This window comes from Alistipes shahii WAL 8301 (genome assembly GCF_025145845.1).
In the GTDB taxonomy this organism is placed as follows: Bacteria; Bacteroidota; Bacteroidia; order Bacteroidales; family Rikenellaceae; genus Alistipes; species Alistipes shahii.
The window spans coordinates 1,599,418-1,614,919 of record NZ_CP102253.1 but is presented as its reverse complement, the minus strand read 5'-3'; the positions used below and the strand labels follow the sequence as shown (position 1 = coordinate 1,614,919).

Below are 15,502 nucleotides of genomic sequence, written 5' to 3'. Positions count from 1 at the left end.
CCCTGCCATGCGATTGCTCATTCAGCGTGTAAAACACGCTTCCGTCGCTATCGGCGGCGATGTCCGCTCCCGGATCGGGGCGGGACTGCTGGTGCTGCTCGGCGTCGGGTGCGACGACACCGACGAGGACATCGAGTACCTCGCCGGAAAACTCGTGCGGCTGCGTATCTTCGACGATGAAGCCGGGGTGATGAACCTCGACGTGGTGCAGACAGACGGCGAAATTCTGGTCGTGAGCCAGTTCACGTTGCAGGCCTCGACCCGCAAGGGCAACCGGCCGAGTTATATCAAGGCGGCCCCCGAAGCCGTTTCTCGCCCGCTTTACGAACGGTTTACGGCCCGGGTCGCCGAGCTGCTCGGCCGCGGGGTCGCCACGGGCGAATTCGGCGCCGACATGCAGGTCGAGCTGGTCAACGACGGGCCGGTGACGATCTGGATGGATTCAAAAAACAAGGAATAACATATTTATATCAAAATGAAGAAAATTTTTGCATTTCTGCTTCTGGGCCTTACCGTGGCCTTCGCCTCCTGCGGGGATGAAAAGACGGAGACCGGAACGGACTGGTTCCTGACGCCTGTGGCCGAGGTCAACGGCACGACGGTCGGATTGAGCTGCCAGACTCGTTTCGGCGAGGGCGTGCTCGAAAACACGAGCGTGGGTTTTTCCTATGCTGCCGTTGTCGACAATAAAATCGGCGCGTTTGCCGATGTGGCGGGTTCCGCGGTTGACGGCACCGGCATTGCCGCCACGCTGACCGGGCTTCAGCCCGAAACGAGCTACGTGGTTTTCGCCTATGCCGGCCTGTCGACCGGACGGGTTCAGAGCGCAGGGGCGGTCTTCAAAACCGGGCAGGACGACATGCCCGACCCCGATCCCGAACGGCCCGCTTTCGGAACTCCTGCGGCGTCGGGCGTGACCAAGACCGAGGCGACGCTGAGCTGTACGTTCAATTTCGAAGATACGGCCGACTACGACGTCTATTTCCGGTATAAGCCGGCTTCGTCGGGCAGCTATGACCGGGTAAACGTTTCGACGGGAACGGGAACCAAGACGGCGGCCCTGACCGGCCTGACGCCCGGCACGACCTATGAATTCGCGCTCTGCGCCGACTGGGACGGGCAGACCTACACCAGCGCCGCGGCGACCTTCACCACCTCGTCGGACGGCGGTGGCGGAAATACGGGTTCGGCCAAGTATTCGGGCTGGCCCGAACTGGTTCCGGAGGACAAGTCGAACAGCGACTATTATTATGCTTATCACCTTTGCCCGGACTATCCGGCGACCGGTACGAAGGCGCGTAATTTCTCGACCTGTTACAGCAAATCGTACCGCTGCCCGGTCTGGGTGGCTGCCCCACTACATGACTGCTATACAGGCGATGTGAAGCGGACAGACGCTTACCGGAATGACCCGGACATCAATTGTACGCAAGCGGGTCATTGGAGCGGCTACACGCGTGGTCACATGCTTGGCTCAAACGAGCGGCGCGTGACGAAGAACGTTAACCGTGACGTTTTCTATTATTCGAATATCGGTCCGCAGCTTCAGACTTATTTCAATACCGGCGGCGGTCAGTGGAATACGGCTGAAGACTGGGTCGACAAGCAATGGCGTGGCTTGGCGGATACTTGCTATCAGGTGGTGGGAACCTATTGGGAGAATACCTCCAAGGTTGTGGATGGTACGACCATTCCGACGCATTACTACATCGTGCTGCTCAAAGCCAAGAAAAGCGCTGGTAATAAGTGGGTGGTAAATTGTTCGCAGGGGGAACTTCAATCCATTGCCATCATGGTTCGGCATAAGACCTACGCTAAAAACGAGGTGGTTAAGGCTGTTGATTTTCAGTCGAAGGGGGTGTTTAAGACTGTTGCGGAGATCGAACGCCTCACGGGGCATACGTTCTTCCCTAATGTGCCCAACGTTCCGAAGGATACCTACAATCCGGGCGACTGGAATTTTTAGGCGGAGATGACTTACCCGTGGGGCGATACGAGGCGGTTCAACTCCTATGCGGGGTACTTCCGCCGTCTGTTCGGCTGCCGGGTGCAGAAACTTTCCGTCGATGCGGGCTTCACCTGCCCCAACCGCGACGGGACGATCGGAGAGGGAGGGTGTACGTTCTGTAACAACGGAGCGTTCACCCCTTCTTATTGCATGCCCTCGAAGAGCGTCGGGCAGCAGATCGCCGAGGGGATCGAATTCCACCGCAACCGCTACCGTTCGGCGCAGCGCTACCTGGTCTATTTCCAGGCTTTTTCCAACACCTACGCCCCGCTGGAGCGGCTGAAGAGGCTTTACGATGAGGCCCTCGCGCATCCCGGCGTGGCGGGAATCGTCGTCGGCACGCGCCCCGACTGCGTCGACGAGCGCAAGCTCGATTACTTCGCCGGGCTGGCCCGGGATCGGTATGTCGCCCTCGAATACGGCATCGAATCGACCTTCGACGCCACGCTCCGGGCCGTCAACCGGGGCCACGACTTCGCGTGCGCCCGCCGCGCCGTCGAGATGACCGCCGCGAGGGGCCTGCACGTCGGCGCGCACTTCATCCTCGGACTTCCCGGCGAGACCGACGCGATGCTGCTCGACCAGGTGGAGCGGATCAACGCCCTGCCGCTCACGACCGTGAAGTTCCACCAGTTGCAGGTTTTCCGCGCGACGCCGATGGCCGCCGAGTACGACGCCGCACCGGAGCGTTTCCGCTTCTGGGAGCCGGAGGAGTACATCGACCTGTTTGTCGAAATCCTCCGCCGGCTGCGTCCCGGCGTGGTCGTCGAACGTTTCGCCTCGGAGGCTCCGCCGCGCTACCATTACGGCCGCAACTGGGGCCTCGTGCGCAACGAGCAGCTGCTCGCGATGCTCGAAAAAAGATTGGAGGAACGCAATGTATACCAAGGCGAAATTTTTACTACCTTTGCCGCAGACAAACTTCGGCAGAGGTAGGCTGCGCCTCGGCAGAACGCGGGTGGACCCGGCTCTGCGTCCGGCCTGCGCCGCCTTTGCGGAGGCAAACCCCGAATAACCCCCTTCGTTATGAAACCCATCAATCCCGACATCGTGCTCAAACCCGTCAAGGAGTATGTTCTGATGGCTGTCGGCATGCTGATGTACTCTTTCGGCTGGATCGGCTGCATACTCCCGGCCGGCGGCGTCGGCGGCGGCGCCGCAGGTCTGTCGCTCGTGCTGTGCAATGCGCTCTCGACGGCGGGAATCGACCTGCAGATCGGTACGATGGTTTTCATCATCAATGCCGTCCTGCTGCTGGTCGCCGGGTTTATCGTGGGGTGGAATTTCGGTCTCAAGACCATCTTCTGCGTGGTGATCATCTCCTTGGGCATGAACTTCTGGCAGGAGGTGCTTCCCGATGGCAACTTCCTCGGGGTCGACAACCTGCTGGCCATCGTCATGGGCGGTATTCTGGCCGGCGCCGGCATCGCGCTCTGCTTCTCGCAGGGCGGCTCGACGGGCGGCACGGACATCGTGGCCATGATCATCAACAAGTACCGCACGGTCAGCTACGGCAAAATCCTCATCTACTCCGATTTCGTCATCATCGGTTCGGCCCTGCTGGTGGGCATGGGCATCAGCGCCGTGATTTACGGCTACGTGATGACGGCCGTCGTGGGTTACACGGTCGATATGATCATGGCCGGAAACCAGCAGTCGAGCCAGGTCTTCATCGTCACGCACGACTACGAGAAAATGGCCCAGGCGATCGTCGACAACGTCCACCGCGGGGTGACGCTCATCGACTCGCAGGGGTGGTATTCGAAAAAGGAGTCCAAAATCGTCATGGTGGTCTGCCGCAAGCGGGAGACCTCGATGATCCTCAAATTCGTCAAGACCATCGACCCCGAGGCCTTTATGACCGTCGGATCGGTCATGGGCGTCTACGGGAAGGGATTCCAGACAATCGGGAAGGGCTGATGCAGCTCTACGCCGACATAGTTCTTCCGCTGGCGCAGCCCGTCTACACGTTTGCCGTGCCCGGAGGCACGGACGTCGCGGCCGGGCAGGCCGTGGCGGTGCAGTTCGGCGCACGCAAATTCTATACGGGCATCGTGTGGCGGGTCCACGACCGCCGGCCCGATTTCAAAACCGTCAAACCGATCCAGCGCGTGCTCTACGATGCGCCTCTGCTCTCGGCGCAGCAGATGGCGCTGTGGGAGTGGATCGCCTCGTACTATATGTGCTCCCTGGGGGAGGTGATGCGCGTGGCGCTGCCTGCGCTGATGAAGCCTTCGGGCGACACGGAGGAGGAGTTCTCCGGCGACGAGTTCCGTCCCCGCACCGAGTGTTACGTGTCGCTGGCTGCGGAACTCCGCGACGAGGGGCGTTTTCACGAAGTCTGCGAGAAGATCGAACGGCGCGCCCCGAAGCAGTACGAGGCGCTGCTCGAGCTGGCTGCGGCCGGCGACGAGACGCGCATCGCGACGGGCGAGGTGGCCCGCCGCCTGCTCCGGGCCGATTATGCCGTGCTGCACGCCCTCGAGCGCAAGAAATACATCGTCTGCACCCAGCGCGAACGTTCGGTCGAGCGCGGCGGGTCGGCCTTCCGCCTTCCGGAGCTGACGGCGCACCAGCTGACGGCGTTGAACGCCCTGCGCGAACAGTTCGCCGCCGGGAAAACCACCGCTCTTTTGCAGGGCGTCACCGGTTCGGGCAAGACCGAGATTTACATCCACCTGATCGCCGAGGTGCTCTCCCGGGGCGGCGATGTTTTGCTGCTGGTGCCCGAAATCGCCCTTACGGCGCAGCTGATCGAGCGCATGGAGCGCATCTTCGGCAGCCGCGTCACTCCGTACCATTCCAAACTCACCAACCGCCGCCGCACGGAGACCTACCTGCGGCTGAACCGCTCCGACGGGGGCGAGTTCGTGGTCGGCGTGCGGTCGTCGGTCTTCCTGCCGCTGAAGCATTTGCAGCTGATCGTCGTCGACGAGGAGCACGACGCCAGCTACAAGCAGACGGAGCCTGCGCCGCGCTACAACGCCCGCGACTGCGCCGTGGTGATGGCGCGCCTGACGGGGGGCCGGACGCTGCTGGGCAGCGCCACGCCGTCGCTCGAAACGTGGCTCAACGCCGCGTCGGGCAAATACGGGCGCGCGGAGCTGACTGAGCGTTACGGCGACGCCCGCCCGCCCGAAATCCTCGTTTCCGACACCCTGCGCGCCGCCAGGCGCGGCGAGCGCAAGGCCCATTTCAACAAACTCCTGCTGGACCGGATCGGCGAGACCCTCGACCGGGGCGGGCAGGTGATGCTGTTTCAGAACCGCCGCGGGTTTTCGCCCTACGTCGCGTGTTCCGAGTGCGGCTGGACGGCCCGCTGCCCCCATTGCAACGTGACGCTGACCTACCACAAGGGCGGGCGGAAACTCGTCTGCCACTACTGCGGCCATACGGAGGACGTGCCGGCGAAGTGCCCTTCGTGCAAGGTCACCGATGTGCTCCCGATGGGCTTCGGGACCGAGAAGGTCGAGGAGGAGATTTCCCGGATTTTCCCCGAAGCGCGGGTTGCCCGTTTGGACCGGGACAGCGTGACCTCCGAAAAGGCGTTCAGCGCCATCATCGCCGATTTCGAGGCCCGCCGGACCGATATTCTGGTCGGCACGCAGATGATCACCAAGGGTTTCGACTTCGCGGGGGTGTCGCTCGTCGGCATCCTCAATGCCGACAACCTGCTGAACAACCCCGATTTCCGGGCCGCCGAACGGGCTTTCCAGCTGATGATGCAGGTGGCGGGCCGCGCCGGACGGCGCGATGACGGGGGCGAGGTGGTGATCCAGACCTCCGAACCGGGGCATCCCGTGATCCGGCAGGTCGCGGCGGGCGATTTCGAGGGGATGGCCCGCGCACAGCTCGCCGAGCGCAAAGCCTTTTTCTATCCGCCCTATGCGCGGCTCACGTCGCTCACGCTGCGCCACCGCGACCCTTCGGTGCTCCGAAACGGGGTCATGGACCTCGCCGCACGCCTGCGCACCCGTTTCGGCCGCCGTCTGCTGGGGCCGATGACCCCGCCCGTCGACCGCATCCGCGGCGAATACCTCGTGGGCCTTCTGCTGAAAATCGAGAGCGGCGCCTCTTCGGCCCGCGCCCGCGAACTGCTCGCGGCCGAGCTGAAAACCTTTGCCGGAAACCCGGCGTTCAAGTCGATCACCGTTGTCGTCAATGTCGATCCTCAATGACCTCGTCCGCGATGTCGCGTCGCTGCTGTTCCCGCCCCGCTGCGCCGTCTGCGGGGAGCCGCTTACGCGCGGCGAACGCACGGTCTGCACCTTGTGCCGCGCCACGGCGCCGCTGACGGGCTACTGGCGCGAGGCCGACAACCCCGTGGTGCGCCGATGCTGGGGCATGGTCCCCGTCTGTCAGGCTTCGGGCTTTCTGTTCTTCGTCCGCGCGAGCGGCTGGCGGCGGCTGATCCACGGCTTCAAGTACCGCGGGGCGTGGCGCACGGCCCGGGAGATGGGCGCGTGGTACGGGCGGTATCTGCGTGAAAGCGGACTCTACGACGACGTGGAGGTGGTCGTTCCGCTGCCGCTGCACCCCTTTAAGCGTTGCCGGAGGGGGTATAACCAGTCGGAATACATCGCCGAGGGGATCGCCGCGCAGTTGGGCGTGGAGGTCGACCGCCGCAGCGTCAGCCGGGTGCGCAACACCGCCAGCCAGGCCCTCAAGCCCCGCCGCGAGCGGGCCGGCAACGTCGAAGACGCCTTTGCGGTGTGCCGTCCCGAACGGCTCGCCGGGCGGCACGTCCTGCTGGTCGACGACGTGATGACCACCGGCTCGACGCTGCTTTCGTGCGCCTCGGCGATCCTGCGCGATGCGCCCGGCTGCCGCATCAGCATCGCCGCCCTCGCCGTCTCGCAGCGCGAACTGGGCGTGAAGGAGTAGGCGGCGATTCGAAAACTTATCAACAGGACGTTATTCCGGCCGCAGGCCGTGAACCCCTTCCGCGAAAGGGGTTTGGGGCAGGACAGGCCCCGAAACGCGGCGGCCCGCCGGGGACCGGCATCCGGTCCGTTCCGGCATTCGGTGGCGGAAGCTGTGTTATAAACATAGTTTTCGACAAACCGGGGTTCCGCCCGGTTTTGATTTCTCCCCGCTTATGCTTACTTTTGACCTTTGAAAGAATCCGATTATCCATGGCGAAAGATTTTACACCCTCCTCCCGCAACCGGGAGGCGTTCGAGGCGATGACCGATACCGTCGGCAACGTACCCCCGCAGGCGGTCGAGCTGGAGGAGGCCGTGCTCGGTGCGCTGATGCTCGAAAAGGACTGCATCATCACCGTGCAGGAGTTCGTCTCCCCCGAGGCGTTCTACACCGAGGAACACCGCCTGATCTACAAGGCGATCAACGAACTGTCGATGGAGCTGAAACCCATCGACCTCTATACCGTGACCGAGCGGCTCAAGGCCAAGAAGGAGCTGAAGAAGGTGGGCGGCGCTTCGTACCTCGCGCAGCTGACCCAGAAGGTCGGTTCGGCGGCCAACGTCGAGTTCCACGCCAAGATCATCGCCCAGAAATACGTGCAGCGCGAGCTGATCCGCTCGGCGACCGAGATTCAGAAACGCTCCTACGACGAGTCGACCGACGTCACGGAGCTGATCGGTTACGCCGAAGGCGAGATCTTCAAGGTCGCCGAGGGGCACGTCAAACGTTCGGTGCAGTCGTCCAAGGACATCCTGGCCCGGGCGCTGATGCAGATCGAGGAGGCATCGAAGAACACCAGCGCCTTCAGCGGCGTGCCGTCGGGCTTCATGGCTCTGGACCGCGTGACGCTGGGCTGGCAGCTGTCCGACCTGATCATCGTCGCCGCGCGTCCCTCGATGGGTAAGACAGCCTTCGTGCTCTCGATGGCCCGCAACATGGCCGTCGACCACGAGCAGGGCGTGGCGTTCTTTTCGCTCGAAATGTCCTCCGTGCAGCTGATGATGCGTCTGATCATCGCCGAGACGGGACTTTCGGGCAACGACGTCAAGTCGGGGCGTCTGACGCCCGAGCAGTGGCGGCACCTCGAATCGGCCACCAAGCCGTTGGGCACGGCGCCGTTGTTCATCGACGACACTCCGGCCCTTTCGGTCTTCGAGTTCCGCTCGAAGGCCCGGCGTCTGAAAATTCATAACGACATCAAGATCATCATCATCGACTACCTCCAGCTGATGACCGGCAATCAGGACACGAAGGGCAACCGCGAGCAGGAGGTGGCCTTCATTTCGCGTACGCTGAAGGCCATCGCCAAGGAGCTGAACGTGCCGATGATCGCCCTTTCGCAGTTGAGCCGCGCCACCGAAATGCGCGGCGGCTCGAAGCGTCCCCAGCTGTCGGACCTCCGCGAGTCGGGCGCTATCGAGCAGGACGCCGACATCGTGGCCTTCATCCACCGTCCGGAGTATTACGGCATCAACCAGGACGAGAACGGCATGCCCACGGCGGGCATGGCCGAGATCATCCTCGCCAAGCACCGTAACGGCGCGGTGTGCGACGTGAACCTGCGCTTCCTGAAGGAGCAGGCCCGCTTCGCCGACGTGGAGGACTCGATGCTGCCGCCCGCGCAGGCGGCGGAGAGCCAGCAGGCCTACGACGACTACGCCAGCGGTTCGAACAGCCAGCCGGGGACGTCGGGCCTCGGTGCGGCGATGGGCGGGGAGTTCGACGTCAACCGCTCGACGAAGATCGACGACGAAGCGCCTTTTTAGCCATGTTCGTTCGTACATTTGCAGGAGCGGTCGCCGGGATCGACGCCGTGGCGGTGACCGTCGAGGTCAACATCGCCGGCGGCGGTCTGGGCATGTACCTCGTGGGACTGCCCGACAATGCCGTGAAGGAGAGCGAACAGCGCATCCGGGCGGCGTTCGAGAACTCGGGCGAGCGGATGTCGGGCAAGAAGGTGGTCGTGAGCCTCGCTCCGGCCGACCTGCGCAAGGAGGGGGCGGGTTTCGACCTGCCGATCGCCGTGGGAATCCTCGCGGCGATGGGCCGCATCGACGCCGGGGCGGTCGCCGGGACGATGTTCGTCGGCGAACTGTCGCTCGACGGCTCGCTCAAACCCGTGCGGGGCGTGCTTCCCGTTGCGGTCCGGGCGCGTTCGGAGGGGCTGCGGCGGGTGGTGCTGCCGGCGGAAAACGCGGCGGAGGCCGCGGTTGTCGACGGCATCGAGGTGATCGGCGCCACGACCTTGCGCCAGGTCGTCGGATACCTGAACGGCGAGGCGGAGATTGCGCCTGCCGTGCCGGCCGACGACGAACCGTTCGCCGCGGCGGCGACGCACTATGCGGAGGATTTCGCCGACGTGCGGGGCCAGACGCATGTGAAACGTGCGCTGGAGATCGCCGCGGCGGGAGGGCACAACGTCATCATGGTCGGTGCGCCGGGTTCGGGCAAGACGATGCTCGCACGGCGTCTGCCGACGATCCTGCCGCCGCTTTCGCGCGAAGAGGCGCTCGAAACGACCAAGATACACTCCGTGGCGGGCAAGGCGGGCGTGACGGGCGGGCTGATGACCCGGCGGCCGTTTCGCGCTCCGCATCATACGGCTTCGCAGGTTGCCGTGATCGGCGGCGGGCAGTCGCCCCGGCCGGGCGAGGTGTCGCTGGCCCACAACGGCGTGCTGTTCCTCGATGAGCTGCCCGAATTCGGGCGCAGCGTGCTCGAAGTGCTGCGGCAGCCGCTGGAGGAGAAGAAGATCGTGGTTTCGCGGGCCAGATACAGCGTCGAATACCCGGCGAATTTTACGCTCGTGGCGGCGATGAATCCCTGCCCGTGCGGCTATTACAACCACCCGACGAAGGAGTGCACCTGTTCTCCGGGGTCGGTGCACCGTTATATGGGGCGCATTTCGGGTCCGCTGATGGACCGCATCGACCTGCATGTGGAGGTGACGCCCGTGACTCCGCAGGAGTTGTCGGCGGCTGCGCCGGGCGAGGCGAGCGCTGCGGTTCGCGAACGGGTCATCCGGGCGCGGGCGGTGCAGGAGGCGCGCTTCGGCGGTGTCGAGGGGGTTCATACCAACTCGATGATGAACAGCGCGATGCTGCGCGAATACTGCCGCCTCGATGCGGCTTCGGCCGCGCTGCTGGAGCGGGCCATGGAGCGGTTGTCGCTCTCGGCGCGGGCCTACGACCGTATCCTGAAGGCGGCGCGCACGATCGCCGACCTGGCGGGACGCGCCGACATCGTTCAGGCGGACATCGCCGAGGCGATCAACTACCGGTCGCTGGACCGGGGGAACTGGGGACGATGATTCTGCCGCCCCGGCGGCAGAATCAATTAAAAATTAAGAATTAAAAATTAGATACGATGAAACGCATCATTCTTTCCGGAGGTGGAACCGGAGGCCATATCTACCCGGCCGTGGCTGTGGCCGAGGCCTTGAAACGGCGTTTCGGCGACGGGGTGGAGATTCTCTTCGTCGGGGCCGAGGGCAAGATGGAGATGGAGAAGGTCCCGGCGCTGGGCTACCGCATCGTGGGCTTGCCGATCGCGGGCCTTCAGCGGCGGCTGGACTGGCGCAACCTGGCGGTGCCGTTCAAGGCGGTGAAGAGCATCCGGATGGCGAAGAGGATCATCCGCGACTTCGGGGCCGACGCCGTGGTGGGCTTCGGCGGCTATGCCAGCGCTCCGGTGCTGTGGGCCGCGCAGCGGATGGGCGTGCCGACCGTGATTCAGGAGCAGAACTCCTATGCGGGCGTGACGAATAAAATCCTCGCGAAGGGCGCGCGGCGCATCTGCACGGCTTACGAAGGCATGGAACGCTTCTTCCCGGCGGCGAAGATCGTCCTGACGGGCAATCCCCTGCGGGGCCGCTTTTCGAAGGAGGGCGCCGACCGCGCCGAGGCGCTGGAATATTACGGGCTGACGCCCGATCTTCCGGTGATCCTGGTGGTCGGCGGGTCGCTCGGCACACGGTCGCTGAACGAGATGATGAAGGCGTGGATCGTCGGGACGGACGGCAAGGCCCCCGTGCAGGTGATCTGGCAGACGGGCAAGTACTACGAGCGCGAAATGCAGGCCTTTCTGGCCGCGCACCCCGCCGCGCACGTCTGGCAGGGGGCTTTCATCGACCGCATGGACTACGCCTACGCCGCGGCCGATCTGGTCGTCTCGCGCAGCGGGGCCGGGACGGTCTCCGAGTTGTGCCTCGTTGCCAAGCCGGTGCTGTTCGTTCCGTCGCCCAACGTGGCCGAGGACCATCAGACCAAAAACGCCCGGGCGCTGGAGACGAAGGGCGCGGCGGTGGTCGTTCCGGACGCCGAGTGCCAGACGAAGGCGATGCCGCGGGCCGTGGAGCTGCTGGCGGATCGGGAGACGCTGGCGGCGATGAGCCGCAATCTGGAGGCGCTGGCCAGGCCCGACGCCGCGGAAGATATTGTCAATGAGATTGTAAAGGTAATGAAGTGATGGAATACAAGAACGTCTATTTTCTGGGTATTGGCGGCATCGGCATGAGTGCCCTGGCGCGCTATTTTCTGCACGGGGGGTATGCCGTCGCGGGCTATGACCGCACGCCTTCGCACCTGACCGGCGAACTCGAAGCGGAGGGCGCGGCGGTCCACTACGAGGACGACGTGCGGCTGATCCCCGAAGGATTTCTCGACCCGAAGAAGACGATGGTCGTCTACACCCCGGCCGTGCCGCAGGATCACGGCGAATACCGCTATTTTCGCGAACACGGTTTCTGCGTCGAGAAGCGTTCGCAGATGCTGGGGCATCTTGCGGAGGGCAAATACGTGATGGCCGTGGCGGGCACGCACGGCAAGACCACCACTTCGACGATGGTGGCATGGCTCAACCGCGCGCTGACGGGCGGCGGCTCGGCTTTTCTGGGGGGCATTTCGAAGAATTTCGGCGGCAATCTGGTGCTGGGCGACGGCGGGAGACTGGCTGTCGAGGCCGACGAGTTCGACCGGTCGTTCCTGCGGCTGTATCCCGACGTGGCGGTGGTCACCTCGGCCGACGCCGACCACCTCGACATCTACGGGACGCACGAGGCGGTGAAGGAGGCCTTCTCGCAGTTCGTGCGGCAGATCCGGCCGGGCGGCTCGCTCATCATCAAGCGGGGCGTCGACATCGTGATCGACAACCCCGGGATCGCCGTATACCGTTATTCCTACGACGAGCCGTGCGATTTCTACGCCCGCAACGTGCAGCTGCTCGAAGGGGGGCATTACCGTTACGACCTGGTGACACCCTCGGGCGCGTTCGAGGGGTGCACGCTGGGCGTTCCGGGGTGGGTCAACATCGAAAACGCGGTCGCGGCCGTCGCTTCGGTGTGGTGCGCCGCGAAGGCCGGAGGAACTCCGCTGGATGCCGATAAGCTGCGCGGCGCGCTGGCCTCGTTCTCGGGGGTGAAACGGCGTTTCGAGTTCTATGTCAACACCCCGAAGCAGGTCTATATGGACGACTACGCCCATCATCCGCGCGAGCTGGCCGCAACGCTCACCTCCGTGCGGAAGATGTTCCCCGGGCGGCGGATCACGGCGCTGTTCCAGCCCCACCTCTACACCCGTACGCGCGACCTCCATGCGGAGTTCGCCGAGGCGTTGTCGCATGCCGACGAAGTGGTGCTGCTGCCCATCTACCCGGCGCGCGAGGAGCCGATTCCGGGCATCACCTCGGAGATCATCGCCCGACGGGTCGCCGCGCCGTGCCGTATCGTCGACCGCGACCATTTGGCCGACGAGGTGGCCGCGATGGACACCGACGTTGTGATCAGCTTCGGCGCCGGCAATATCGACGCCTGCTGCCCCGCATTGGCGGAGCGATTAAAAATGAAAAGCTAAATATTAAAAATACAGGCATCTGTTTTTGGCATTTTCGTTTCCGGCTGGAGTTGATGAGGTCTCTTTTGCTTGACAAAAACGACTTCTTGCGTGGCTTGGAATCTGCCTGAATGATTTTTCATAATTTTTAATAGTGATGTCCCGCTACCTCCGATACACGCTTCTGACCCTGCTGTGGGTCGCCGTGGCCGCATACATCGTCTTTGCGGCCTCGGCGGTGCGGCGCGTGCGCAGGACGGGTACGGTCGGAAAGCTGGAGATCGAGGTGGTGGACAGCTCTTCGCAGGGACATCTGGTCTCGGCAGCGATGGTCCGCCAGTGGATTTCACATGCCGGAATCAAGACACTCGGCACGGCAGTTGATGCGGTGGACCTGACGGGTATCGAACGACTGATCGCCCGCAACGGATTCGTGGATAAAACGGTTGCCTATGTCTCCTACGGGGGAACGCTGCACATCGAGATCAGCCAGCGCAAGCCGCTGGTGCGCCTGCTTACCGACGGCATGAACGCCTACGTGACCGCCGACGGCTATGTCTTCGCCGCGCCCCGCGCCTCGTCGCTCTACGTGCCGGTGGTCACCGGCAGTTACCGTCCTCCCTTCCCTGCGTCGTACGTCGGGAGCGTGCGGGAGCATATCGACCTGCGTCTCGGCGAGATTGACGAACGCATCGCCGAACTCGAACGCGAGAAATACCCTCTCTACCGGCGTGAGATGGAGAACGACCGCAACATTTCGGCCCTGCGCCGCATGCGCATCAAGCGGCAGTGGTGGCGGCTGGAAGGTTCGCGGGAGTTCGATGCGCGGGTCGACGCGCTGCGCGAGAAAAAAGCCGGCCTGCGCCGCACCTACCGCTACCGGGCGGGCGTGATCCGCGAGGAGATCGAGCGTATCGCCGGGTTGCAGGAGGCCGAGCGGCGGAAACAAAAAAAGTTGGAGAAAAGCTACGAAGATTTCATGAAACTCCTTACCTTTGTAGAAACTGTCGAAGACGATGATTTCTGGAGGTCGGAAGTGGTGCAGATCACCGCGAAAACGACCCCCAGCGGAGCATTGGAGGTGGAACTTACGCCCCGCAGCGGCCGCTTCGCCGTGCTTTTCGGCCGGCTGGAGGACGTGGAGCGCAAGTTCGACAAACTGTTGCGGTTTTACCGCAGCGGCCTCTCGTCGATCGGCTGGAGCGAATACCGCACTATTGACATCAGATATAACGACCAGGTGGTTTGCAAGAAGTAAAAGGATTATACCGTGGAAAAAAAGAATTATACCGTTGCCGTCGATTTGGGCTGCTCGTCGGTCGTGGTGGCCGTCGGGGAGAAGACGCCCGAAGGCCTGCTTGACGTGGCGTGTGTCGTCACGAAGCCCGTCGAGGGAGTCAATGCGGGCCGGATCGAGAATATCGAACTGGTGAGCCGCGCCATCCGCGAGGCCGTGTCGGAGGCCGAGCAGCAGCTCGGAATCCGCATCACGGAGGCGTATGCCGGTATCTCGGGCGACTTCGTGCGCTGTGCGCGCCATACCGACCATGTCTTCGTCTACGATCCCCAGAACGGCGTCAACCAGAAGGACGTCGATGCGCTGTTCGACCGCATGCGCAACGTGCAGGCCCCCGACGACGAGACCATTATGGAGCGCGTGCCCCAGAACTACATGGTCGACGACAACCAGGAGGTGCGCAATCCCGTGGGTTCGTTCGGCAAGAAACTTTCGTCGACGTTCAACTTCATCCTTTGCCTCAAAACCCCGATGCAGCGTCTCGATATGGCCCTGAAACGCCTCGGCATCAAGATGCTGGGCGTCATGTCCGACGCGCTGGCGACGCCCGAAGCGGTGCTGCTGCCCGATGAGAAGGAGGAGGGCGTGGCCGTGGTCGACGTCGGCGGCGGCGTCACCGACGTGACGGTCTATTACCGCAACGTGGTGCGTTACGTCGCTTCGATCCCGATGGGCGCATCGGCCATCAACCGCGACATCCGCACGATGAGCGTTCCCGAGAAACACGTTGAGAGCCTCAAGCAGAAATACGGTTCGGCGGTCGCCGAACTGGCTCCCGAGGACAAGCTGATCCGCGTCAACGGCCGTACGGCCCGCGAGGCGAAGGACATTCTGCTGCGCAACCTGGCCACGGTGATCGAGGCCCGCGCCACGGACATCGCGGAGTTCGTGCAGCAGGAGATCAAGGATTCGGGATACGCCGGGAAACTGGCCTACGGCATCGTGCTGACGGGCGGTTCGGCCAAATTGAAGGACCTCGACGAACTGTTCCGCCGCGTGACGGGCATGGACGTGCGTGTCGCTGTGCCCGAGACGGGAATCACCGGGGAGTCGAAGGAGAAGGTTGCGGACGCCGCTTTCTCGACCGCCGTGGGCATCCTGCTCAAGGGGGCCGAACTGGGCGGCTGCGCCGTCATCGAGCACCCCGCGGCTCCTCGTTCCGAGCCGCACCGGCCTTTCACGCCGCCGCAGCCCGCAGCGGGCGGGTTCAAGGCTCCGCAGCCGCGTGCTGCCCAGCCCTATACGCCTCCCGTGCCGGCTTCGGAACCCGATTCCGGGGTGCCGGCCGGAGCCGAAGCGGCCGGACGGCCGGACGAAGAGCGTGCCGACGAGCCGCCGGTGATCGAACCGAAGCGCAGCCGCAACTGGGGTGCGATCTTCCAGAAGACCTTCGACAAAATCAATAAGAGTTTCTCGGCCGCCGAGGACGAAGAGATTTAGACA

General features: G+C 63.7%; 12 protein-coding genes. All 12 read left to right on the top strand.

The window, feature by feature from the left end; all coding sequences use genetic code 11:
* Positions 1-7 precede the first annotated feature (7 nt).
* The 12 genes from dtd (at position 8) to ftsA (ending at position 15,499) form a co-directional block, all read left to right on the top strand.
* Positions 8-460 carry a D-aminoacyl-tRNA deacylase gene (gene dtd, locus NQ492_RS07065; protein ID WP_044054288.1) on the top strand — a complete coding sequence of 151 codons (453 nt, stop codon included), beginning with the start codon at positions 8-10 and terminating at the stop codon, positions 458-460.
* 15 nt (positions 461-475) lie between these two features.
* Positions 476-1,966 carry a DNA/RNA non-specific endonuclease gene (locus NQ492_RS07060; protein ID WP_015546984.1) on the top strand — a complete coding sequence of 497 codons (1,491 nt, stop codon included), beginning with the start codon at positions 476-478 and terminating at the stop codon, positions 1,964-1,966.
* A 6-nt stretch (positions 1,967-1,972) separates the two neighbouring features.
* Complete coding sequence (locus NQ492_RS07055; protein WP_015546985.1) at positions 1,973-2,944, top strand: TIGR01212 family radical SAM protein; 972 nt, start codon at positions 1,973-1,975, stop codon at positions 2,942-2,944.
* A gap of 90 nt (positions 2,945-3,034) precedes the next feature.
* Positions 3,035-3,928 carry a YitT family protein gene (locus NQ492_RS07050; RefSeq protein WP_015546986.1) on the top strand — a complete coding sequence of 298 codons (894 nt, stop codon included), beginning with the start codon at positions 3,035-3,037 and terminating at the stop codon, positions 3,926-3,928.
* Positions 3,928-6,186, top strand: coding sequence for a replication restart helicase PriA (priA, locus tag NQ492_RS07045; protein ID WP_015546987.1), 2,259 nt, complete (start codon positions 3,928-3,930; stop codon positions 6,184-6,186). Before NQ492_RS07050 ends, priA begins: the two co-directional genes overlap by 1 nt.
* Positions 6,170-6,892 carry a ComF family protein gene (locus NQ492_RS07040; RefSeq protein WP_015546988.1) on the top strand — a complete coding sequence of 241 codons (723 nt, stop codon included), beginning with the start codon at positions 6,170-6,172 and terminating at the stop codon, positions 6,890-6,892. Before priA ends, NQ492_RS07040 begins: the two co-directional genes overlap by 17 nt.
* 251 nt (positions 6,893-7,143) lie before the next feature.
* Positions 7,144-8,700, top strand: a complete 1,557-nt coding sequence (gene dnaB / locus NQ492_RS07035) for a replicative DNA helicase (protein WP_015546989.1) — start codon at positions 7,144-7,146, stop codon at positions 8,698-8,700.
* A 2-nt stretch (positions 8,701-8,702) separates the two neighbouring features.
* Positions 8,703-10,244, top strand: coding sequence for a YifB family Mg chelatase-like AAA ATPase (locus NQ492_RS07030; protein WP_015546990.1), 1,542 nt, complete (start codon positions 8,703-8,705; stop codon positions 10,242-10,244).
* Between the two features lie 56 nt (positions 10,245-10,300).
* Positions 10,301-11,401: an undecaprenyldiphospho-muramoylpentapeptide beta-N-acetylglucosaminyltransferase gene (gene murG, locus NQ492_RS07025; RefSeq protein WP_015546991.1), complete on the top strand. Its 1,101-nt coding sequence runs from the start codon at positions 10,301-10,303 to the stop codon at positions 11,399-11,401.
* Positions 11,401-12,783, top strand: coding sequence for a UDP-N-acetylmuramate--L-alanine ligase (murC, locus tag NQ492_RS07020; RefSeq protein ID WP_015546992.1), 1,383 nt, complete (start codon positions 11,401-11,403; stop codon positions 12,781-12,783). The genes murG and murC overlap by 1 nt, the downstream gene beginning before the upstream one ends.
* Positions 12,784-12,919: 136 nt before the next feature.
* Positions 12,920-14,020 carry a cell division protein FtsQ/DivIB gene (locus tag NQ492_RS07015; protein ID WP_015546993.1) on the top strand — a complete coding sequence of 367 codons (1,101 nt, stop codon included), beginning with the start codon at positions 12,920-12,922 and terminating at the stop codon, positions 14,018-14,020.
* 12 nt (positions 14,021-14,032) lie between these two features.
* On the top strand, positions 14,033-15,499 hold the full coding sequence (ftsA, locus tag NQ492_RS07010; RefSeq protein WP_044054291.1) for a cell division protein FtsA: 1,467 nt from the start codon (positions 14,033-14,035) through the stop codon (positions 15,497-15,499).
* Positions 15,500-15,502 lie beyond the last annotated feature (3 nt).

Coding starts and splice junctions, on each gene's coding strand:
- NQ492_RS07060 (WP_015546984.1), top strand. CDS start 476: ATGAAGAAAATTTTTGCATTTCTGCTTCTGGGCCTTACCGTGGCCTTC.
- NQ492_RS07030 (WP_015546990.1), top strand. CDS start 8,703: ATGTTCGTTCGTACATTTGCAGGAGCGGTCGCCGGGATCGACGCCGTG.
- NQ492_RS07015 (WP_015546993.1), top strand. CDS start 12,920: ATGTCCCGCTACCTCCGATACACGCTTCTGACCCTGCTGTGGGTCGCC.
- priA (WP_015546987.1), top strand. CDS start 3,928: ATGCAGCTCTACGCCGACATAGTTCTTCCGCTGGCGCAGCCCGTCTAC.
- NQ492_RS07055 (WP_015546985.1), top strand. CDS start 1,973: ATGACTTACCCGTGGGGCGATACGAGGCGGTTCAACTCCTATGCGGGG.
- dtd (WP_044054288.1), top strand. CDS start 8: ATGCGATTGCTCATTCAGCGTGTAAAACACGCTTCCGTCGCTATCGGC.
- NQ492_RS07040 (WP_015546988.1), top strand. CDS start 6,170: ATGTCGATCCTCAATGACCTCGTCCGCGATGTCGCGTCGCTGCTGTTC.
- murG (WP_015546991.1), top strand. CDS start 10,301: ATGAAACGCATCATTCTTTCCGGAGGTGGAACCGGAGGCCATATCTAC.
- dnaB (WP_015546989.1), top strand. CDS start 7,144: ATGGCGAAAGATTTTACACCCTCCTCCCGCAACCGGGAGGCGTTCGAG.
- NQ492_RS07050 (WP_015546986.1), top strand. CDS start 3,035: ATGAAACCCATCAATCCCGACATCGTGCTCAAACCCGTCAAGGAGTAT.
- murC (WP_015546992.1), top strand. CDS start 11,401: ATGGAATACAAGAACGTCTATTTTCTGGGTATTGGCGGCATCGGCATG.